Source organism: Holdemanella biformis DSM 3989 (genome assembly GCF_000156655.1).
Classification (GTDB): domain Bacteria; phylum Bacillota_I; class Bacilli_A; order Erysipelotrichales; family Erysipelotrichaceae; genus Holdemanella; species Holdemanella biformis.
Genome location: NZ_DS996841.1, coordinates 547,215 through 569,148, shown reverse-complemented (window position 1 = coordinate 569,148; position 21,934 = coordinate 547,215). Strand labels below are relative to the sequence as shown.

The window sequence follows — 21,934 nt, the reverse complement described above, 5'->3', positions numbered from 1 at the left end:
TTATGACAAAAGTGCATTTGCGTTACTTTCGACAAAGTAACAAAGGTTTTATTAAATCCTAGGACGGTAGGACGATAAATAACTATATGCATAAAGTATCGTCCTTATCGTCCTTTTGTTCAACTTGAAAAGTATAGATTCTTCCATTCGAACGGCTAGGATCAATTGAAAAAGTAATTCCTTCTGAAGCTAGTAAGTCCTTGTGTGTATTTAATAATCGCGATGCTCTATTTGCTGCAATTGTTAATTTAGTGAGTTGTAAAAGATTGGAGATAGTGCCTGAATATCCATTGTTTTTAATGATATAGTTTCGAATTATACCTATTTCATATGGCATATCATCATTAATATTTTCTTCGCTTAATGAATACGTAAGGGTTGATGTATCTAAATGTAATTGTAGGATTTCTTCTTTAATATTCCTTCCACCAACTTCAAGCGTAGCACTTGTTTGTCCAATACCACTTCGAATTAAATGTAGATAAGTGCCATTGCATGATCCCACAAGTTTTACACCTCCTTTGGATGAACAATAACCATTTTGAGTTCCGTTTTTCGTATCATGGTTAAGTAGTAAAATATGAATTTTTAAACCATCAGCAATTCCTTTTAAATATTCCATATCTTCTGTATCTTTAACATTATTTGCTTCTGTTTTAATAGTTAGATTGCGAATATTATCGAATAGATCAATAATAACTAGTCTAAGAAATGGATGAGAAATTAATGTTTCCGTAACAACTTCGAGTAATAATATATCATCTTGATTTGAAGAAGTATCTTCTAAAACTATGTTTTTATTGAAACAAAAAACTACAGAATCATCCATTTCAAGATTCATCAGTTTCAATCTTTCTGCAATCAAATCTTCATCGTTATCTAAACAAATATAGAGAACATCACATTGGATCGTATTGTTATTAAGAAATGGAATGCCTTTAGAAACTGAATTTGCGAGTTGTAATGCTAATGTGGATTTACCAGTTTTACTTCCACCAGTTAAAATACTAACCTTATTTCCTTTGATAAGAGAATCTACAATATAGTTGTTTTCAAAATATGTTTTATGTCTGATCTCATTTCCGGTGATAAGTTCAATATTATTATCCATTGAAATACCCTGTTTCTTCCCATACTTTCTTATCTGGACAATAGTAGTTGTATTCGCTTGAATTGTCTTTTTTCATAGCATAGCCAAAATTTAAAACACCTTGTTGAAGACCGATTCGAATGTATTGGGCATCTTTCCCAATGGCTTTTGCTAATTCATTAATAGGAACATTTCTACCTGTAAAAACAGGCGTTTCAATATATAGTTTTGTGTTTTCCATACAAATTTTCCTCCTTTTTTATTTTGTTGGAAAAAGAAATGTTTGCTATAATGCTTACGTGAAGACATTATAAAAACAGTTCTTCATTTGAGTAGATTCATTAGATGCGGTGACCAAACTTTATCTAATGGATCTTTTTTAATGTTCAACATACATAATAAATTTTCCTCCTTTAAAGATTGTCAATGTGTAGCAAGCAAATTATTGCTACGCAAATGCATATACTTGCTACATCAACAATATACTACCTATAGAAAGTAAATGCAACTCAAAAAATTGAAAATACTTACTATTTTTAATATAATGTAATAGGGACAGAGGTGATAATATGGCATTTGCAACTTATATGAAAAACATTCGATTGGATCGTGAAGAGTCACAAGTTAGCATGGCGAAAAAAATGAATATTAGTGTGACTGCACTTAAATTAATTGAGAATGGAACCACAAAATTTCCTAGTGATAAATTATTAGAGAATATATGTGAATATACAAAGAGCAGTCAAAATGATGTGATTATGCATATTTTATTTGATGAAGAAGACATAAAAAATAGATATTTGGCATGCAGATATTTAGCATATATGTATTTATTAGGATGGAATATTACCGTTAGTCCGTTTGAATTACATTTAACAGAAAATTATATGCGTACTTTTGATGCGAAAATTATAAAGAAAAGGGAAAATAAGAATATAGTGATCGTTGCGAGTTGCAATCGTTTTTTTGAGAGAATATCTATAAATGATGTATTGGAAGATAAAAATTTTATTGGTTATTTAGGAGATGCAGTGTCATTAACATTATCTATTATGGATTCATTTAGAGGATTACATATTTTATTTGACAATAAAGATGAAAAGCAGCATCAAATGTATGATTTATTTGAAAAAGAAAAATATCATCATTTAGATTTCTATATTGATGTAGTATTATTCGATCCTGATCGTAGTGAGGTTATTGGTAACAAAAGGGTTACCAAATAGTTTAAATAGACTATGTTTTTTTAATTAAATATTGCGTATTGAATGAAATATAAAATGAATTAAAATTAGGGATAGGAGGAAAAGGGAATGAAAAAAATAATAGCAAGTTTATTTTTGTTATTATGCGTATTTGGCTCACCCGTTATTGAAATCTATGCAGAGGGTGTACAGGACGATAATCCGGTTGAGAATACGCGTAATAACGATGAGAATCAACATGAAGATTCAAATGAGTATGAACCATCATTGTGCTGCGGAAATAAAGGTGAGCAATAGTGCAAGAAAAGTTTAGTCGTATACTAATAGGAAATGTTTTAAAGAGCATTCGGACAGAGCAAAAGATTCCTATAAAAAAAGTTGCACAGAATATGGATGTGAGTGAAGCAACAATTTCACAATTTGAAACTGGTAAGAATAAACCAACAAATGAGAAGATTACTTTATTTTCAGAAATATGTGGCCAAACATTTAATTTTGATTTGGATAGAGATCTAATTGTAAATCATGTATATGATATTTATGATTTGTATACAGATTTAAAAAAAGAAGAGTTGAATGAAACTATTCAAATAGTAAAAGACACAAAGAATATAGCTTGTTCCTATGCCAGATTTGAATATTATCTGATTCTGTATATGGATGCTATCATTAACCAAAAAGAAGTGGATACAGCTTTATACAAAGGAATTATTGAATTAGGAAAGAATAACTTTTCGGTTAGGGAATTATCCATTTATTACGATATAATGGCATTAGAGAAGATATATTCGAATGAAATAAAAGAAGCATTAGGATACTTAGATAAGGCGTTATCTAATAAGGGTAATCATTTAATGATAAATTACCATTATTGCAGTATTTACTTGGATTTAGGGTATTTTAATTTGGCACAGCAGTATATTCATAAGAGTTTAAAAATGGCAGTTCAGCAATTGTCTTTCGATCGATTATATTATTTGTTGTTGAATCAAGGTGTACTTTACATGTATACATCTCGTTATGATGAAGCAAATAAGCTGTTTTTAAAGCTATTAAATGAATCCATTAAAAGACAAAACGAAATCATGAAGTATTGCATTTTATCAAATTTAGTTTTTACTTCGCTAATTCAAAAAGATATAAAAAGCGGATTTGATTATCTAAACAGAATCGATGAACAATTTACAGATGACTTAGATTTAAGAATGTATAAATGTCTTCTATACTATTTTGGCCATGAATATACGAAATCAAAAGAGTGTATTGCTTCTTTTTTTAGAGATGTAAAGGATTCAAAATATCATAAGAGTTTTATCCGCGCTTTAAAGTATATGATGGATAATAAACCTATGAAAGCCATTGCTAATTTTGAAACCTGTTATCAAATCGCATTAAAAAATGGACAATATGATAGAGCAATTTTTGTTTTAAAACAATTGAATGAGTTATATCTTGATCATGGATTACAAAATAAATTAAAAAAGGTGAAAGAATTGCAAGAAAATTTCTACAAAATGTCATATGCAAACCAAATAATTGAAGAAATAGGGCTAAAACTTAATTAAAAAATTGATATTGTTTTTTTATTATAATTACTTTATATTGAAATCAGAAAGAGCTCTTTTAGAAGAAAGGATATTTGAAATGAAACAGTCACTTTATAATTATTGTTTTAAAAATGGTGACAATATAATCATGTTCAATGCAAGAACTAATGCATTGGCTAAGCTAAGTTTAAATGAGTATGAACAATTAAAAAAATGTGATTTAGGTACAAAAAGCACAATTACCAAAGAGTTAAAAGAAGCTCTTGTTTATGGAGGATATTTATTAGAAGATAAAACTAATGAACTAGATATTGTTAAGAATAATGTTTTAGCTAGTAGATTTTCAAACAATATTTTGAATTTAACGATAGCTCCAACGTCAAATTGTAACTTTAGATGCCCATACTGTTTTGAAAAAGATGTATTACGCCCTGGAAAAATGACAGATAGTACAGTAAATGATATTTATAAATTCATTGAAAAAGAAATGTCACATTTAGAGGCCGTAAACATTACTTGGTATGGTGGAGAACCTTTGCTAGAAATGGAAACTATATGTACACTTAGCAAACGATTAATAGAATTATGTAAATTAAATAATGTTAGGTATTTTGCTAGCATAATTACAAATGGATACCTTTTAACAAAGGAAGTAATGGTAAAATTGATTGACTGTAAAATTAAAAATATACAAATTACACTTGATGGACCAAAAAGTTATCATGACAATCGTAGATATTTAATAGGGAAAAAGCCAACTTTTGACCGAATATTAAATAATATAAAAGACTTTGGGGATATTTCTTCAAATTGCAATTTTCCATTTATTTCAGTTAGAATGAATGTGGATAAAAATAACATAGATGGTGTAAATGAATTAAAAAGACTTATGACTGATTCACCTTATAATAGGTATATTAATTTTTATATTGCTGCTGTTTATGATAAAAGTGATGTTTACAATACATATACGTATACTTCTAAAGAGTTTAAGGAAATAGAATCAAGTCTTAAAAGTGAAAAATCCAATGATTATAAACAGTATTATCCAGAGGCAATGGCTACTCATTGTGTTTGTGATACATTAACTGGTCTCGTAATAGATGCAGATGGATCACTATATAAATGTTGGGAAGAAATGGGAGATTTAGAATATTGTATTGGTAATATTTCTGATTTTAAATATTGTAGTATGAATCATATTTATTATGATTATATGTTATATAATCCACTAGAAAACAAAAAGTGTAAGAATTGTTCGGTTCTACCGATTTGTATGGGCGGAGGTTGTTTGCATAGAATCTTAAGAGATGGGTATAATCCTGATTGTGATTACATTAGAAAGAATATACAAAAAAATATTGAAAAATCCTATATCTTAATGAATAACATATAGGTCTGTACTAACCCAATAATATATTGTAGCTTAAAATTGAACATGCATGTGAAAAGATGAAAGGAGGGCTTATACATGGAATATTTGATTAAACCACATAACTCAATTTCACCTATTGGAAATTGTTCGTGTACAAGAAATTCAGGAACTGTAACTAATTGCACAAAAAATGCTTCTTGTCTAGGATATATGATTTGTGTAACTCCAAGTGGAAATAAAGTATCTATGGGATAAATAAAGTGAAAACTAAACCGAATTATTGGGATTTAAGCTATAAGTATTTAAGGGATAACATTTTGTTATCCCTTATTATATAGGGAAGGAATATGGGGGGGAATTTATATATGGAAATACTCAAAGTAGAAGGCGTTTCAAAGCAGATTAAAAATCATAGGATTTTAGATAATATTAGTTTTTCAATATTTGAAAATGAAATTGTAGGATTGATTGGGCCAAATGGTGCTGGAAAAAGTACAATCATGAAATGTATTACAGGACTATATCATATGAGTGAAGGGAAAATTACTATCTGTGGATATGATTTAAAGAGTGATTCATCCAATGCGTTAAAAAATATAGGTGTAAGTATTGAATATCCATCTTTATATCCAGAGTTATCTGGACATGAACATTTTAAAATCATGGCAAATTGGAAGCATTTAGATTCTAAAAGAATTGAGGAAATGGAGCAATTCAGTGATTTAAAGGATGGCTTATATCGAGCCACAGAACATTATTCGATGGGAATGAAACAAAGATTAGTATTGGCTTTGGCTATGATGTCCAAACCTAAATTACTTATTATTGATGAGCCTACGAATGGTTTAGATCCACAAGCTATATTTGATTTAAGAAATAAGCTTTTAACTATACGAAATGAAGGAACAAGTATTTTATTATCTTCTCATCAGTTAAGTGAACTCGATAAATTAGCTGATCGAGCTTTATTTATTAAAAGTGGAAAGTTGATCAAAGAGAAGAATATGGACGAACTTCGTCAAAATCATTCGATTTATCGATTAGAAGTTTCTAATCCGAAAAATGTATTGCTCCTTTTAAAAAATTCTTTTATTAAAGAGCATATTCTTTATATGCAATGTGATTCCAAAGAAGAGTTTTCTAAGTCCTTGCAAATACTGATTCAAAATGATGTTTTGGTTTATTCCTTAGCTGAAGTGCATCAGGATTTGGAAACATATTATAAGGAACTATATAAGGGTTAAGCGTATGTTATTAAAAAATGAATTTAAATTTCTTTTTTCAAAAAGAAATATTCTAGCATTGATCCTTGTTTTAATTGGCGTTTTATCCGTGTATTTTTTTAAATACAATACTGAATATGAACAATATGCATCCAATCAAATCATGTATTATTATGAAACGTTAAATGAAGAAAACCAAAGAATCAATATTCTTCCAAAAGAAAAACTGAATGCCTTTTTTAGAGAGGATAGTATTTATTGTCAAAAGTTATTAAGTGATTGGAAAAATGACGAGGATGCAAAAACAATCGCAAAAGATATGTATGATAGGGATCAAAACATTTTAAAATATATTGATTCAGGTATGGATTTATCCAATTTTAAATCGATTCTTCAAAATAATAAACAAGACTTAAAAAAACGAATTCAAATGGAAAAAACATATATTGAAAATGAATATTATGACTTTGTATATCAAAATAAACCGACGGGTTGTTATTTGATGGTGCAATTTTTAAAAGGAAACAATCTTTTCTTTTATTTATTCATGATTTTGATTCTAGTGTGGAATGTGGATATATGGTCTAAAGATTTAGAAAACAATACATTTCGATATTTATTTACAATAGGGAAAAGTCGTAAATATGTATATATACTTCGCGCGTTGTTACATATTCTTATCACTGTTTTTTTTAGTATACTATTTTTCGTTGTATTGTATTTGATTGGATATATAAATTGTGGAAGTGGCATAGAGTTATTGATTGGAACAACACCAGTGATTATTTACTTGTCTCATCATATTCTTTCTGTACTTGGATGGGTTTTGTTTAGTGCTTCATGCATACAATGTTTATCTTTGTTGACGAAAAATAAAGGAATGAGTCTAATGTTGACGGGATTATTATTTGTTTTTATGTATACATATTTGCATATTGAAACTTTATGGGCCTATACATCTTTGTTTTTTATAGGCGCAATATGCATACAGTTCATTTCATGTCTCTATTTAGAAAGATTGGATTTAGGTTAAGTTTATGAGTTTAGAAATAAAAAGTGTATTAAAGAACAAAGTGAGTGCTGTTATCTTTTTCATTTTATTAGTATTGAACATGGTGCAAGTACCAAATTATATGGGACATGAGTATGATGTGGAACAGAATATGAATATTTTTGAAACGCAGATTCAACAATACCAAAGAGCTTTATCAGATATCAATCTACAATACATGGCCGTAAAACATATGAGTGCAGAGGAAAAGGTGTATTGGAATAGTTATCAGGATTATTTAAGCTGGGCTATTGATAATGCCAAAGCTGGATGGAATTTATTTAACAAATATGGAAAAGAAGTTTTTAAAAATAAAGGATTAATAAAAAGATATAATGAAATTACATTATGGGATAAGCTGTATCATTTGGATGCTTTAAAAAAGAATGGTGATCAAAAATTTATGCGCCAAGTTCATAAATTAGGCTTTGAAGAAGCAGACATTTCATTTGAGCAGAGTCGGATTTTTATGATTGGAAGCCAAATATCTCAAAATAAAAAAGAGGAATATAGAACCGTTGAATTATCTGTTCAAGAACAGCTACATCAATTAGAAACAAATACGGAACAATATGTAGGAAAAGGTCCATGGTATTTTTTAGCACACCAGTTAAGAATAGACAGTTCATTTGCGTATTTGTTTATGCCTTTATGTTTGGTTTATTGTGTTGTTGTTTTAATGTACGAAAAAAAGACAGGTGTTTTTGAGCTCGAACAATTAAATGATGTGCACTTTTTCGTACACATACAAGTAAAATTATTTATAGCTTTTTTACTTCTTATGATTGCATCAATAGGTATTCCTTTTCTTTTGCTAGGAATTAGTAATGGCTTTGCAGGATGGGATATATGGCTGTTGGCTGACACTAAACATTTCTTCTCTTTTAAAAGGATGTATCATACAGACAATTATGTCATAAATAATATGTCTGAATATTATGCGACAGAACTAGGATTTATACCTGATTTATCTTTTATTCCATTATGGAAAGCTTTAATAATATCTTTACCATTAATTCTTCTGAAATTAGAACTTTATATTCAAATGGCTATGTTTTGTGTATATACCTTCACAAAAACAGGATTTAATTATTTATCTGGAATAATTTGTATTATTTTATATGTCATCAGTCAAAGAATGGATTTGATATCTTTTATAAATCCATTTAGTATAAGTCCGAGTTTGAGTGTTTTATCGGGTTGTGGTATGCAAAACTGGTTGAATTCGATTTGTATATGTGTCGTTTTTATTTTTGTTTTACTATTTGTGAATTTTGTGAGTGTTCGACAGAAAGATAAGATGAGCTTATGAAAAAAATATTGTTGTATGGTTTTTAAATATATTTTTTAAATATAAGACTTTATATTTTGTCTATTTTGCATCACAAATACTAATTAGTTTAAGTGAGCTGTTTATTCCAATTATGGAAGGAGCTGTAATTGATAGTTTGGTTAAAACTGATTTAAATATTTTCATAAAAAATATCATTGTTTTAATCCTAATAATGCTTTTTTCATTGGCTTTCTCTATTATTGGATCTTACCTATATTTTTTACTTCAAGTAAAATGTGGAAATGAAGCAAATGTAGATGAAATACACAATTTATATTCAATATCATATAAAAATTTATTAAACAAAGATCCTTCTGTTTTGAATCAAACGATAAATAATGATTGTAATGATATTATTATGTTTTGTTTAAGCTCGGTCCAACAAATAATCATTGCGATATTTTCAATTCTATTTATGATTTTTATTGTATTGACACAGTCAATTCTATTTGTATTTGTTCTACTAATTTCTACGATTTTATATTTGATTATATATTATTATTTTAAGGATAAAATATATAATTCTAATAAACAAGTGTTAGAAAGCACTGGAGCTTATTTTGGTGCATTATATCAACTTGTGTATTATTTAAAATCTATTAAAATGTGTTCGTTGTTTGAAAATATTAAATCCTTTGAAAATAAGGTATTTATGCATTTTTTCTCTGTAAATAAGAAACAACAATTTATAGAATCTTGCAATAACATTTTTATAAATTTAGTGTCTATTTTGACTCAAATTCTAATTTATATAATCGGTGCGATTTTAGTGGTTAAACATCACATTACTGTTGGCATGGTAGTAACAATTACTAATTATTATGCTAACGTTATATCAAACACACAGATAATATTAAATTTTTGGAATAATGTGCAAAAATGTAGAGTTAGTTGTGATAGATTAAGTATTTACCATAATATATCAAAAATGAATGGAAAAGAACTGATTGAAGATGTTAACACTGTGTATTTTGATCATCTTTCTTTTAGATATATAGATCAAGAGGAATTAATACATTACAATGGCTCTTTTGAAAAAGGAAATATTTATAGAATTTTAGGAAAAAACGGTACTGGGAAGAGTACTTTTATACAAGTTATTTTAGGCGTGTTTGGTAATGATTATGGTGGACGTATATTAGTGAATAGTATTGATATGAAAAAAATTGATATGAATTACTTTATTTTTAAGAATGTGGCTGTTTGCTTGCAAGAACCATTAATTATTGAAGATACTATTGAACGGAATCTAATTCCAAATGATAATTACAATGGTAGATACTTAGAATATTTGTTAAAAGGTTTTAATATGGTTGAAATAATTGATAATATGGATGATGGGATTAATACTGTTTTGCATCCATTAAATTCAAATCTGTCAGGAGGCGAAAAGCAAAAAATTGGTATTATTAGGGCTTTATTATCTAAAGCAAATGTATTAGTGTTTGATGAACCAACTTCGGCTTTAGATAAAGAGAGTTCGAGATTTTTTCAACAATGCATTAATAAAATTGAAAACAAAATAATAATAATTATTTCTCATGATGACTTAGAGTATCTTGAATCAAAAGAAAAAAAAGTTTTTTTAATATAGAAACTTCGTTTACAAAACATGTTTTTCAGGTAATCTGCAATTAGATATAAACGATTAAATATGGGCTATAAGAATTGTAATGCAGAAAACTTATGAGTGTTTAAAGGTTGATTTATTATTTATCCCTAATATATTCAAGATAGATAACTTCGAGAAGATTGTTCAAAAGTCAAACAATAATGAGAGCTATTTTAAAATTTGAAGTGGTCTTGTTCGTGGATATGATAGTAGCTCTGTCTAAATGAATTCGGTGGATCTATTTTATGGATTTGGTGGTTCCACGCAACTTTAAATATTCAAATATACCAGAAAGATCGGATCATATAATAAATATCTAAAATGCACTTTAAGCACGCGTATAAGACGCAAAAATAACTGAATGTGCTTTAAATAAAGAAACATTCAGTTCTCTAAACGTTAATTATATTTACGTACAAGAGATTTCAAGATCATGGATTTATTCCATGGTCTTTTTTTGTATATTTAATTGAATTGAATATTTTTCTTTCATTGTATATATCATTCGATTCAAAAGCCATATATGATAAAGGTATAGTATACATATTTTGGTTAGGGAGAAGAAGATGGGAGCATATGATAATTGTATTATCCTGATTCCAGCATTATAGCCAGATGAGCGTTTGACTCAAATGATTCATGGATTACATGAACTAGGTTTTCATAAAATTGCTGTTATGGATGATGGAAGTAGTGATGATTGACAGAAATACTTTCAAGAAGTAGAAATAATGGGCGTTAAAGTGATTCATCATTCTAAAAAAATGGGAAAAGGGGTAGCTTTAAGAAGTGCATTACGATTGGCGGATGAAAAAATTGGAGAGTCTGATTTTTATATTACGGCCGATTGTGATGGGCAATATTCTCCAGAAGATATTGAAAAGGTCGCAAAAGAATTATTAGAGAATCCAGATTGTTTTGTGCTCGGCGTACGTACATACGAAAGAAAAAAAGGTAAGAAAGTAAAATTTTGGTTGAATTCTTGCCAGAAATTATTTTTCCGTATTACTAATCATGGAAAAGAATGTCCGGATCCTAGAAGTGGTCTTCGTGGTTTTCCAGCCTCATTAAAAAAGTTAGCTCTTTGTACAGAGGGAAAGTCTTATGATTATGAATTAAACTTTTTAGATGCAGCTATACAAAAAACACCAGTTGTGGTTGTACCTATAAGTTTAGAAACACCTGACTACTCCTCACCGCAAGCAGTGAGGAGTAGTCAGGATCCAAGATAGCCTTCATGCGATTGGGATTCAATCAGAGGATGGTATTAAAATATTGATTCATGTTGGATTGGATACAGTCGAATTAAAAGGCGATCAATTAGACAAACCTCTAATAAAAGTTCAATATAAATAATAAAACTGTAGCGATATGTGAGTCGCTACAGTCTTTTTGTATATTAAAAAACAAAATATCACAATCCATTTCGAATACAAAAAGGATTATCGAAAGTGCAATTAAACTATGAGGCTGAGTCCTTTTAAACGTGATTTTTCTTAGTGTTCCAAGTACCGATGACTTCATTAACTGTAGATACAGTAACGAATGCTTCAATATCACTTTCTTGAAGATAATATAGTAATTTTTTATATTCATTTGTAGCCATAATTGTGACAAGCTCTGTATGTTCTGTCTTATCATAACCACCTTTTGCCGAATATAAAGTAACACCACGCTTTAATGTGTTCATAATATAATCTTGAATCACTTCATATTCTTTGGATAAGATACAAATCTTCTTTTTCTTATTAAAACCATCAATAAAATAATCTACAGCCTGACCATTGGCTAAAGTTGCCAAAGCACCAACCACTAAAGCACCAATATCATATACAATTAGACTTGTTGTACAAATGAGTAGACCAACTAATGTACAAGCTTTACCAAGATCCATATGTGTATATTTATTGACGATTTTCGCAATAATATCTGTTCCACCACTCGATGCGTTTACACGAAATAGTATAGTTTGTCCAAAAGCTAAAATCAATGTATATGTAGCCATGTCAAAAACAGCATTTTGGGTTAAAGAAATGTTGTTTGGATAGATTCTTTCAAATACAGCTAGAAATAAAGGTAATAATAAAGAGGCATAAATCGTTTTTGCCCCAAATTCCTTACCAATTAGAACGATACCTAGAATCAACAATAAGGCGTTGATCACAAAGGTAAGTGTAGAAATAGATAGACTTGTGATTTTAGCTAAAACCATAGCTAAACCAGTAACACTTCCGGTAATAACACCACTAGGAATTAAGAAGAAATATATGGCGACACTGATGATAAACATGGCGAGTGTAATAGTTAAAAAACTTTTTATTGTATTCGTTTTCATTTGTAAAACCTCCACTTTTTATTATGCCAAAAAAAGTGCAAAAAAAGAAGAGGATTATCTCTTCTTTGCATCGGTTTTATTAAACTTATCTCTACGCTTTGTAGATTGAATGAATAAACGCTTCATTTCTTGTGTATCTTCTTGTTCTAAAGAATCTCTAAAGTGAGAGATTGAATCGATAAACTGGTTGATTTCATCTAATAGGATATCTTTATTCATAATGAAGAGTTCCGTCCATAAATCTTCATTGATTTTCGCAATACGTGTTAAATCTCTAAAACTATCTCCTGTGTATTCTACAAGATGTGCATTATCATGTGTATTCATTAAAGATACCGCAATGACATGGGTCAATTGGGATAAGAAGCCAATCATTTTATCATGCTCTTCAATAGATAGAGTACAGATTCTACCAAATTCCATCTTATTAGCTAATTCCTTTATGGCTTCAACTGTTTCATTTTTATTCTTTTGAGTAGGAACAAGAATAAAGTTTGAACCTTTAAAAATCGTTTCATCACTAAATTCAATACCACGAGATTCTCTACCACACATGGGGTGAATGCTTAATAATTCAAGATCTTCTCGTAATACGTCTTGAATGGGTTTGACAATATTTGTCTTTACACCACTAATATCCATTAATAATGAATTTTTAGGAATATCATTTTGATAGACTTCAATCCAAGGAAGAATTTTAGTTGGATATAGACAGAAGATAAATGTATCACATTTTGAAATGACATCTAAAGGATTTGTGCTACCATCTACGATGATTTTTAATTCTTTGGCTTTATCAATCGTTTGTTGAGAAACATCAATACCATACACGTTGTAGTTTAAGTGTGTTAGTTTCTTCGCAAAACTTGCTCCCATTAATCCAAGTCCGATAATCGCAATGTTTGTCATAGAATCTCAACCTTTCCACCTAAGCTTTGAATGTCTTCAAAGAAAGTAGGATAACTCTTTGTGATGGCTTGGGCATCATCAATAATACATTCAGATTCTGCACATAATCCAAATACGGTCATTGCCATAACGATACGGTGATCATTATGTCCAAAGATTTCAATTGCCTTATTTGATTGGTAGTGTTCTTTACCATGAATTTGAATCGAATCAAATGTGGATGTAATGTCCACACCCCATTTTTTAAGTTCGGTTTCCATAGCAAGAATACGATCACTTTCTTTCATACGTAAACGAGCTGCATTCACAATATTTGTTTCACCATTTGTGAAACTGGCTAAGACACATAAGATTGGTCCTAAATCTGGACAATTAGATAAGTCGATAGTTTGTGGTGCAGGTTGTTTTTTTGTGAACGTGATTGTATCCTTGTTACTTGTAAAACTAGGAATACAATCTAGTATTGCCTTATCACCTTGAATACTAGACATATCCATATTGGAGCATGAAAGAGCATTGTTTAAAGTGCCTAATACCGCAAAAAAGGCTAGCTGAGAAAAGTCTCCTTCAACAGAAACGTCTTGTGCTTTATAGTGTTGGTTTCCTTTGATTAAATAGGAATTTGAACTAGTTTCAATGATTTCAATGCCAAATTTAGCTAGCATTTGAATCGTTAAATTTACATAGCTCTTCGATTCATAAGGCTTAGTAATTGTTAGTGTACTATCTTGATTTAATAATGGAAGGACAAACATGAATCCTGTAATAAATTGGCTGGAAATATCTCCTTGTACAACATAGTCTTTTGCTTGTAGATTTCCACTCACAATAATTTCTTTATCGGATTGGTTGAATTCAATATTTTGTTTCTTAAATTCATTCGCATATACATCCATAGGTCTTTGAAGCAATCTTCCTTGACCTAAAAATTTAACTTTGGCATTTGTACATGCAGCAAGTGGAATCAAAAAACGTAAAGTAGAACCGGATTCATTCGCATTACATGTAATATTTCCTTCTTGTTTGAAAAGATTAGTACCTGTTACTTCATATGTAGTTTCATCGATTTGTTTAATGTTAGCTCCCAAAGCTTTCATACAGCCAACGGTTGCTTCAATATCCTTTGAGTTTGTGACATTAGAAACAATACTTGTACCATCACTTAATGAGGCACAAATTAAAGCTCTATGCGCCATAGATTTGGATGCAGGTATTTTTACATTTCCATGTACTTTACTTGGTGTTACTTTTACTTTCATTCAAAATCCCCCTGAAGTGGCTTAATGGCAAGCCTAGACATATATAAATCTAATAAACCAAACGCAACTACACTATCCACAACAATTCTTGCTCGGTGCAAGATGCATGGGTCGTGTCTTCCTTGAATTTTAAGATCCACGTTTTCTTTTGAAAGATAATCCACAGATTCTTGTGTTTTAAAAATCGATGGCGTTGGCTTAATGCAAGTATGGATCAAAATTGGCATACCATTTGTGATGCCACCATTGATTCCGGCATTATTATTGGTTTTTGTTTCAATTTTATCATTAAAACGGAAGGCATCATTGGCTTGTGAGCCTTTTAATTTCGCAAAGCGAAATCCTTCGCCAAAGGAAACACCTTTGACGGCTGGTACAGAGAAAATCAAGTGGGATAAAATGCTTTCTACAGAATCAAAGAAAGGTTCTCCTAGTCCTGCGGGAAGGCCTATAACGGCGGTTTCTAAAACACCACCTAATGAATCACCTTCAGCAGCTGCTTTTTCGATTTCTTGAATCATTTGATTTTTGACTTGATTATCTAAAACCGCAAAATTTTTATCATTGACTTCTTGAATTTGTTTTTCTAGAACAGTGTAGTCTTTAGAGAAAGGAATATCCGATAGAGTATATAAACTTTCAATGTGTGATCCAATTACTATGCCTTGTGATTTCAGAATTTGTCGACATATACTTCCAGCAGCTACAATGCATGCGGTAAGTCTTCCGGAAAAGTGTCCGCCACCACGATAGTCTTGATATCCATTGTATTTTTCAAAGGCAGTAAAATCAGCATGTCCAGGACGCAATCTTCCATGAAAAGCAGAATAGTCTTTTGACTTTGTGTTTTGGTTTTCAATTAGAATGGTAAGTGCTGTACCTGTTGTATAGCCATTATACATTCCAGAAAGAATATGCACTTCATCCGCTTCGTGTCTTTGGGTTGAAATTTTACCTGTTGCCTTACGCTTATCCATGTCCGATTTGATTTGTTCCATATCCACCTTAAAGCCTGCAGGAAGACCATCTAATGTAATACCGATGGCAGGACCATGGCTTTCACCAAATAATGTCCAAGATATATTTGTACCGAAATTATTTTTCATAAGGTCCTCTTTCTAATACTTCTTGTATTTCTTTAAAAGAAAGTTCTTTGATGATATAAGAACCAGATTGTTTTACTAGAATTGTAGATATGGTATTATGACTGCTTTTCTTATCATGTGTTACATATTCTAATAGTGTGGCAGTATCATAGTCTGGTACTTGTGGCAGATCTAGCTTTTTATATATATTTAATACGCGTTGTTTTAATGTCTCATCTTCAATAAAGAATAACATACCCATCGCCACGCATTCTCCATGAAGATATGTATTTAATCCATATGCAGATTCAATGGCGTGTCCAATGGTGTGTCCAAAGTTTAAAATCTTTCTAAGATTACTTTCTCTTTCATCTTGTTGAACTACATCTCGCTTTAATTCAATAGAACGCGTAATAATCGCATCGATATCTAATGTTTCTTGTTCAAATAAAGAGACTAAATGATCATCTAGAATCAGTCCCATTTTAAGTGCTTCACAAAGACCGTTGTGTTGTTGGCGAAGGGAAAGCGTAGATAATACGTTTGGATCGATAATAACAGTTTTAGGTTGCCAAAATGCCCCTACAATATTTTTATAGGAACCCATATCAATGGCTACTTTTCCACCTACACTTGAATCAACCTGGCTTAATACAGTCGTTGGAATGTTGTAGAAATCAATGCCGCGCATGTAGCTTGCAGCAACAAAGCCTGCAAGATCTCCGACAACCCCACCGCCTAGTGCAATAATGGCATCTTTTCTAGACATGTTGTGTGAAATCATTTCTTCTAAAAGCTTTTTATATTGATCAAAACATTTGGATGGTTCACCTTGTGGTATGGTGCATACAAATGAATCTGGACATTGTTGTTTGACAATATTGACCCATTTTTCAGGCACACCTGTATCTGTGATAATCGCAATCTTTCTTGATACAGGAATATATTCATGTACTTTTTGAATTGCGTTTCTTTCAATATATATTGGATATGAATGATTCTCTAAATCGACATTTAACTTCATAATAAAAAACTCCTTTCGTATATCATACCATGAACATAAGCTTTTTTCAGAAATTTTCTGAAAGAAATAATATAATGAATATATGGAGTACTTAGTTAAGGCTCAAGACTATTTGAAATTGAAAATAAAGGATACATATCGTGTCACAAATATTGGAAAGGAAATCGCAAAAAAAGAAGGATTGAATGTAGAAGATTTAATGATTGCGTGTTTGTTGCATGATGTGAGTGATTTTGAGTGTTAAAAGTTCAATTAAAAATATCCACAGCCTTATAAGCTGTGGATAAATGTTTCTACACGATACATGATTTGTTTCAAATTCTCAATATCTGTTTGAATATTTCCTGTTTCCAAGGAATGATTTCCATCAACAATACTATGAAATTCAATAAGATGATGAATACAATAATGTTCAATCTTATCGAAGGTAGCCCACTGATCTTGAGTTCCAGAATACACTAAATCTTTTTGTTGAAGATATTCCAAAGTAAAATCTAATGGCGTGAAATAGATATTGGCAGTTAACTTATATTCATGGGCAAGTTTAGCTGCGCAATAAGTACCTATACTTTTTGAGATAAAGAGAATGGAATCATACATATCCAAATCTATTTGTTCAATTTGATCTTTGGCTTGTTTATATGCCTCATCTTTAGATTTGTTTAAATCAAAGTCTAGGTTTTTAAAATGAATTTCTTTGATTTCATAATCCATATTCTTTAATATCTTCTTTGAATAATATAGTAATGGTTTATCCGTGTGATATCCAATTCCAGGAAATAATATAGCGAGTTTCATGTCTTTAGTATAGGATTATTCATCTAAATTATCAATGGCATATTGTGCTTCTTCAGCCGTGAATTTTTCTCCATATTCCGAAGTTAATTGATCATAGATGGCATCTTTTGACATGTTCATAGTTTCTTGATAATTCTTGGCAGATTTTAAGGCTGCCTCTAAATAGTCTCCCTTAATATTGTCAATCGCATATTGTGCTTGCTCGGCTGTGAATTTTTCTCCGCTTTCAGAAGTTAATTGATCATAGATTCGAGCTTTTGACATATGCATCGTCTTTTTGTAGTTTTCTCCGCATTTTAATGCATTTTCATTATAGTCCGCATTTAGATTATCAATCGCATATTGTGCAGCTTCTGCATCAAACTTTTCTCCATATTCTGAAGTTAGTTGATCATAAATTCTTTGTTTGGACATGTGCATCATTTTACTGTAATTTTCAGCTTTATGCAGTGCATTACGATACTCTTTTGGAACACTTGTATCTTCCTTTGTTTCTACTATTTTTTCTTTTGTTTCTTTAGTCTTTGTCTCTTCATCACTCGTTGTTGAACATGCGACAGCCGATAAGACAATAGCGGCTGTTAAAAATACTTTTAAACCCTTTTTCATATATACTCCTTATTTCTTTTTCTTTAGTATAAGAAAAATATAAAAAGGTTTGGTATGCCGCGAGCATACATTTAAATTAGGGAATCAATCCACATAAAAAACCATACGTCTAGACATAAAAATAGAAAGAAAATGATGGAATAAAGGATTGGCCAAGGCACTTTAGACATGTGTTTATGGAATAAATTCTTGTTGTAGTAAAGGAATAAACCAAAATATATAAACAAAAAACAACTCAGTTTATTGATAAAGCTATTATTGATGGTTTCACCTGGCTCCATATCTACCACAATCATAAGCGTAAATACGATCCAGGCAAGACTGATCATCTTAGATTTGAATGTGTCATTATTAAGAGGTGGAATAACAACTAGTTTTTGTTGAATGGCTAGATCCATTTCTTTCACAGAATTATAGCGATTTTTATAATCTAATTGTGTTGCCTTTAAGATGACTTGTTTTAAATCAAATGGGATATTGTTTTGATGTTCTAGTGAACCATTTAATAAGTAGTTCATTAATTTACCCAAGGCATAAATGTCAGTTTGTGGATTGGATTGTTGAAAACCAAATTGTTCGGGTGCTGCATAGCCAACACTGCCTAAAATAAGAGTGTCTTTACTTTTCTTGGAATCTAGAAAACGAGCAATGCCAAAATCAAGGAGTGTAACCTTACTATCATGGTAAATAATATTTTCTGGTTTGATATCACGATGAATAATAGGTGGATTTAACTTATGTAATGAATCTAAACACTCGCATAATTGATGCATGATGTCTTTAACTTGTTCTTTTGAAAAGGATTGTTGATCCAACGTTTTACCTTCTATATATTCCTCAATTAGTATTAGATGGTTGTCATTTTCTTGTATCACAAAAATTTTAGGTAAGTAAGGATTCTTTATCTTTTGAAGCGTTTGATAAAGAGTCTTATCATAATAATTCAATTCTTTCTGGATATATTTAGTGTGTGTTGTTTCATGTTCTACTAATGAAATGTTTTTATCTTGATCTTGTTTAATTATTTGTAAAGTCTTCATAAATTGCTCTTTCTTGTGTATATTATAAGTATTATGGTAGAGACAAATCAATTATTAAAAACAATTCAAGAAACAAAGAGTGATGGTTTAAATACTTTAATGGAAAGTCTAGATGATTTAACTTTTTCACAGTATTTAAATCACATATTAGAAATTAAACATGTAACTAAGGCACAAGTTTTATCGAAGACAACGATTCAAAGGAATTATGGGTATCAAATATTTGATGGATCCAAGGTTCCTAATAAAGATAAGGTGATTCAGTTAAGTTTAGGATTAGGTTTAGATTTACGTATGACAAACAACTTATTGTCGTTATCGAATAATGGCATGTTGTATCCAAAAGTAAAAAGAGATGCATTATTGGTATATTGTATTGAGAATCATAAGAGTGTATATGAAACCAATGAGTGTTTGATGGAGTATAGGTTAGAGTTGTTGGATTAGTGATAGATGAATTTCTATCATTTTTTTGTTGACAATGGGAAGTCAAACTCCTATAATGCCTATAAAGTTACTAGGAATAATAAGTGGAGGTACTAATTATGAAACGATGTTGTAGCTCTTTAAATGAATTATATTGAATTTGTTTAATAGGAGGAAAAGAAAATGAAAGTATATAAAGCAATTTCAGATTTAATTGGAAATACACCATTAGTAGAATTAACACATATTGAAGAAAAAGAAGGTTTAGATGCTAGTGTAGTTGCGAAAGTAGAATTTTTTAATCCAGCTGGAAGTGTAAAGGATCGTATCGCAAAGAAAATGATTGAAGATGCTGAGAAAAAAGGGTTGATTAAGCCAGGAGCTACATTGATTGAGCCAACAAGTGGAAATACAGGTATTGGTATTGCGTCTGTTGCAGCAGCTAAGGGATATAAGGCTATTATGACAATGCCTGAAACAATGAGTGTAGAGCGTCGTAACTTATTGAAGGCGTATGGCGCAAAAGTTGTTTTAACAGATGGAAAGGCTGGGATGAAGGGGGCTATCGCAAAAGCTCAGGAATTAGCAGCTGCTACACCAAACAGTTTTATTCCAAGTCAATTTGAAAATCCATCAAACCCTCAGGCTCATTATGAATCGACTGGTCCAGAAATTTGGAAGGATACAGAGGGGAAAGTTGATATTTTTGTTGCCGGTGTTGGAACAGGTGGTACTGTAAGTGGTACAGGTAAATATTTGAAGGATCAAAATCCAAATGTAAAAGTGGTTGCGGTTGAACCTGCAACAAGTCCAGTACTTTCACAAGGTCATGCAGGTCCTCATGGTATTCAAGGTATTGGTGCTGGTTTTGTTCCGAATACTTTGGATACAAGTGTATATGATGAAGTATTTACAGTCACAAATGAACAAGCTTATGAAACAGGTCGTTTAATTGCACATAATGAAGGTATGCTAGTGGGTATTTCAAGTGGTGCTGCTACATATGCCGCTATTCAAATCGCAAAACGTCCCGAAAACAAAGGGAAAACAATCGTCGTATTGTTACCAGATACAGGTGAGCGTTATTTATCCACTCCAATGTTTGCAGAACAATAAAAAACGAAGTAAAAAATTACTTCGTAAATGTCTTGGCATAGCCATGATCTTCTCTAGAACCCGTACCAATGGGTTCTTTTATTTTTCCAATTTCTTCAATTTCAAATGGTGTTAATTGATATACATAGTTTAGCCAGTTTCGATATAGAAGATTGGCATGGCTTCTCCATTTTAAAATAGGTTCTTTTTCTGGATCATCATCGGGAAAATAATTGAATGGAATATGGATGGGTTTATTGGCTTTTAAATCTCTGAAATATTCATCTTTTAATGTTTCTTTTCCATATTCTAAATGACCTAAAATAAATATTTGACGATAGTCTTTTGTGACAATGATGTTTGATCCAATTTCATCGTTTTTAGATAGTATGGATAAGCATTTCACTTTTTTGACGGCATCTTCATCGATTGCCGTATGTCTAGAGTGAGGTGTATAGTGAATTTCATCAAAGCCATTCGTTAAAAAGTCATATTCATCGACTAATTGTTCTGGGAAGATGCCAAATACTTTTTCTGGCAAGATATGCTTTTGAACTCCATAATGATAATAAAGTCCAGCTTGTGCTCCCCAACAAATATGTAGTGTGGAATATACATGAGTCTTAGACCATTCCATGATTTCTTCAAGTTCATTCCAATAATCAACATCTTCATATTCAAGATGTTCTACTGGAGCTCCTGTAATGATCATTCCATCGTAATAATTATTTTTTAATTTTTCAAAGTATGTGTAGAATTTAACTAAATGATCTTGGCTTGTATTTTTAGAAACATGGTTTTTTACCATCATAAAATCAATATCAACTTGTAGTGCACTTTTTGAAATTAATCGTAAGATTTGTGTTTCCGTTTCTATTTTTTTGGGCATTAGATTTAGAATCACGATCTTTAATGGTC

At 30.6% G+C, this 21,934-nt stretch carries 24 protein-coding genes and 1 pseudogene; 14 read left to right on the top strand and 11 right to left on the bottom strand.

The genetic code is table 11. The features are described 5' to 3' along the window. Nucleotides 1-82: 82 nt before the first annotated feature. Both EUBIFOR_RS04310 and EUBIFOR_RS04305 read right to left on the bottom strand, forming a co-directional pair. The gene (locus tag EUBIFOR_RS04310) at nt 83-1,111 is read right to left on the bottom strand and encodes an AAA family ATPase (RefSeq protein WP_003864727.1); all 1,029 of its coding nucleotides are present in this window, start codon (nt 1,109-1,111) and stop codon (nt 83-85) included. Continuing rightward, entirely contained in the window at nt 1,104-1,331 is a 228-nt protein-coding gene (locus EUBIFOR_RS04305) for a hypothetical protein (RefSeq protein WP_003864726.1), read from the bottom strand. Before EUBIFOR_RS04305 ends, EUBIFOR_RS04310 begins: the two co-directional genes overlap by 8 nt. Before the next feature lie 328 nt (nt 1,332-1,659). Here EUBIFOR_RS04305 and EUBIFOR_RS04300 point away from each other — a divergent pair, with 328 nt between their 5' ends. The 11 genes and pseudogenes from EUBIFOR_RS04300 to EUBIFOR_RS13520 all read left to right on the top strand — a co-directional run bounded on the left by EUBIFOR_RS04300 (nt 1,660) and on the right by EUBIFOR_RS13520 (nt 11,792). Next, complete coding sequence (locus EUBIFOR_RS04300) at nt 1,660-2,316, top strand: helix-turn-helix domain-containing protein (protein WP_003864725.1); 657 nt, start codon at nt 1,660-1,662, stop codon at nt 2,314-2,316. 87 nt (nt 2,317-2,403) lie between these two features. Then, nucleotides 2,404-2,592: a hypothetical protein gene (locus EUBIFOR_RS04295; protein WP_003864724.1), complete on the top strand. Its 189-nt coding sequence runs from the start codon at nt 2,404-2,406 to the stop codon at nt 2,590-2,592. After that, nucleotides 2,592-3,860 (top strand): helix-turn-helix domain-containing protein, encoded by a 1,269-nt coding sequence (locus EUBIFOR_RS04290; protein WP_003864723.1) that lies wholly within the window; start codon nt 2,592-2,594, stop codon nt 3,858-3,860. Before EUBIFOR_RS04295 ends, EUBIFOR_RS04290 begins: the two co-directional genes overlap by 1 nt. A 79-nt stretch (nt 3,861-3,939) precedes the next feature. Further along, nucleotides 3,940-5,238: a radical SAM/SPASM domain-containing protein gene (locus EUBIFOR_RS04285; RefSeq protein ID WP_040466144.1), complete on the top strand. Its 1,299-nt coding sequence runs from the start codon at nt 3,940-3,942 to the stop codon at nt 5,236-5,238. A 75-nt stretch (nt 5,239-5,313) separates the two neighbouring features. Then, a complete protein-coding gene (locus tag EUBIFOR_RS12690; protein WP_003864721.1) occupies nt 5,314-5,472 on the top strand; it encodes a hypothetical protein in 159 nt (52 codons plus the stop codon). Between the two features lie 110 nt (nt 5,473-5,582). Next, on the top strand, nt 5,583-6,461 hold the full coding sequence (locus tag EUBIFOR_RS04280) for an ABC transporter ATP-binding protein (protein ID WP_147587365.1): 879 nt from the start codon (nt 5,583-5,585) through the stop codon (nt 6,459-6,461). A 4-nt stretch (nt 6,462-6,465) separates the two neighbouring features. Then, a complete protein-coding gene (locus tag EUBIFOR_RS04275; protein WP_003864719.1) occupies nt 6,466-7,473 on the top strand; it encodes an ABC transporter permease in 1,008 nt (335 codons plus the stop codon). Nucleotides 7,474-7,477: 4 nt separating this feature from the next. Next, a complete protein-coding gene (locus tag EUBIFOR_RS04270) occupies nt 7,478-8,803 on the top strand; it encodes a hypothetical protein (protein ID WP_003864718.1) in 1,326 nt (441 codons plus the stop codon). Between the two features lie 7 nt (nt 8,804-8,810). Continuing rightward, nucleotides 8,811-10,418 (top strand): ATP-binding cassette domain-containing protein, encoded by a 1,608-nt coding sequence (locus EUBIFOR_RS04265; RefSeq protein ID WP_315969417.1) that lies wholly within the window; start codon nt 8,811-8,813, stop codon nt 10,416-10,418. Nucleotides 10,419-11,161: 743 nt separating this feature from the next. Continuing rightward, nucleotides 11,162-11,668 (top strand): annotated as a pseudogene (locus tag EUBIFOR_RS04260) (glycosyltransferase); the annotation flags it as partial. Then, a complete protein-coding gene (locus EUBIFOR_RS13520) occupies nt 11,658-11,792 on the top strand; it encodes a PTS glucose transporter subunit IIA (RefSeq protein WP_083783518.1) in 135 nt (44 codons plus the stop codon). The pseudogene EUBIFOR_RS04260 and the gene EUBIFOR_RS13520, both read left to right, overlap by 11 nt. A gap of 124 nt (nt 11,793-11,916) precedes the next feature. Here EUBIFOR_RS13520 and EUBIFOR_RS04255 read toward each other — a convergent pair whose 3' ends face one another. From EUBIFOR_RS04255 to aroB, 5 genes are read right to left on the bottom strand one after another with little or no spacing between them, the layout of a single operon-like run. Beyond that, nucleotides 11,917-12,771, bottom strand: a complete 855-nt coding sequence (locus EUBIFOR_RS04255) for a YitT family protein (protein WP_040466143.1) — start codon at nt 12,769-12,771, stop codon at nt 11,917-11,919. A 54-nt stretch (nt 12,772-12,825) separates the two neighbouring features. Beyond that, complete coding sequence (locus tag EUBIFOR_RS04250) at nt 12,826-13,680, bottom strand: prephenate dehydrogenase (protein WP_003864714.1); 855 nt, start codon at nt 13,678-13,680, stop codon at nt 12,826-12,828. Then, nucleotides 13,677-14,939 (bottom strand): 3-phosphoshikimate 1-carboxyvinyltransferase, encoded by a 1,263-nt coding sequence (aroA, locus tag EUBIFOR_RS04245; protein WP_003864713.1) that lies wholly within the window; start codon nt 14,937-14,939, stop codon nt 13,677-13,679. Before aroA ends, EUBIFOR_RS04250 begins: the two co-directional genes overlap by 4 nt. Further along, nucleotides 14,936-16,045 (bottom strand): chorismate synthase, encoded by a 1,110-nt coding sequence (aroC, locus tag EUBIFOR_RS04240; protein WP_003864712.1) that lies wholly within the window; start codon nt 16,043-16,045, stop codon nt 14,936-14,938. Before aroC ends, aroA begins: the two co-directional genes overlap by 4 nt. Beyond that, entirely contained in the window at nt 16,035-17,048 is a 1,014-nt protein-coding gene (gene aroB, locus EUBIFOR_RS04235; protein WP_003864711.1) for a 3-dehydroquinate synthase, read from the bottom strand. The genes aroC and aroB overlap by 11 nt, the downstream gene beginning before the upstream one ends. An 82-nt stretch (nt 17,049-17,130) precedes the next feature. Between aroB and EUBIFOR_RS12400 the strand changes: the two genes are divergently transcribed. After that, nucleotides 17,131-17,292 carry an HD domain-containing protein gene (locus EUBIFOR_RS12400; protein WP_003864710.1) on the top strand — a complete coding sequence of 54 codons (162 nt, stop codon included), beginning with the start codon at nt 17,131-17,133 and terminating at the stop codon, nt 17,290-17,292. 26 nt (nt 17,293-17,318) lie between these two features. Here EUBIFOR_RS12400 and EUBIFOR_RS04230 read toward each other — a convergent pair whose 3' ends face one another. The 3 genes from EUBIFOR_RS04230 to EUBIFOR_RS04220 form a co-directional block, all read right to left on the bottom strand. Beyond that, entirely contained in the window at nt 17,319-17,846 is a 528-nt protein-coding gene (locus EUBIFOR_RS04230; RefSeq protein ID WP_003864709.1) for a hypothetical protein, read from the bottom strand. Nucleotides 17,847-17,861: 15 nt separating this feature from the next. Continuing rightward, entirely contained in the window at nt 17,862-18,455 is a 594-nt protein-coding gene (locus EUBIFOR_RS04225; RefSeq protein WP_003864708.1) for an Ltp family lipoprotein, read from the bottom strand. A 71-nt stretch (nt 18,456-18,526) separates the two neighbouring features. Next, nucleotides 18,527-19,495, bottom strand: coding sequence for a serine/threonine-protein kinase (locus EUBIFOR_RS04220; RefSeq protein ID WP_003864707.1), 969 nt, complete (start codon nt 19,493-19,495; stop codon nt 18,527-18,529). Nucleotides 19,496-19,528: 33 nt separating this feature from the next. Here EUBIFOR_RS04220 and EUBIFOR_RS04215 point away from each other — a divergent pair, with 33 nt between their 5' ends. Both EUBIFOR_RS04215 and cysK read left to right on the top strand, forming a co-directional pair. Continuing rightward, entirely contained in the window at nt 19,529-19,942 is a 414-nt protein-coding gene (locus tag EUBIFOR_RS04215) for a hypothetical protein (protein WP_003864706.1), read from the top strand. Nucleotides 19,943-20,104: 162 nt separating this feature from the next. Beyond that, nucleotides 20,105-21,037, top strand: a complete 933-nt coding sequence (gene cysK / locus EUBIFOR_RS04210) for a cysteine synthase A (RefSeq protein WP_003864705.1) — start codon at nt 20,105-20,107, stop codon at nt 21,035-21,037. A gap of 16 nt (nt 21,038-21,053) precedes the next feature. Here the strand turns inward: cysK and EUBIFOR_RS04205 are convergent. Further along, nucleotides 21,054-21,934 (bottom strand): homoserine O-succinyltransferase (locus tag EUBIFOR_RS04205; protein WP_003864704.1); only part of this gene is annotated, 881 nt, incomplete at its 5' end.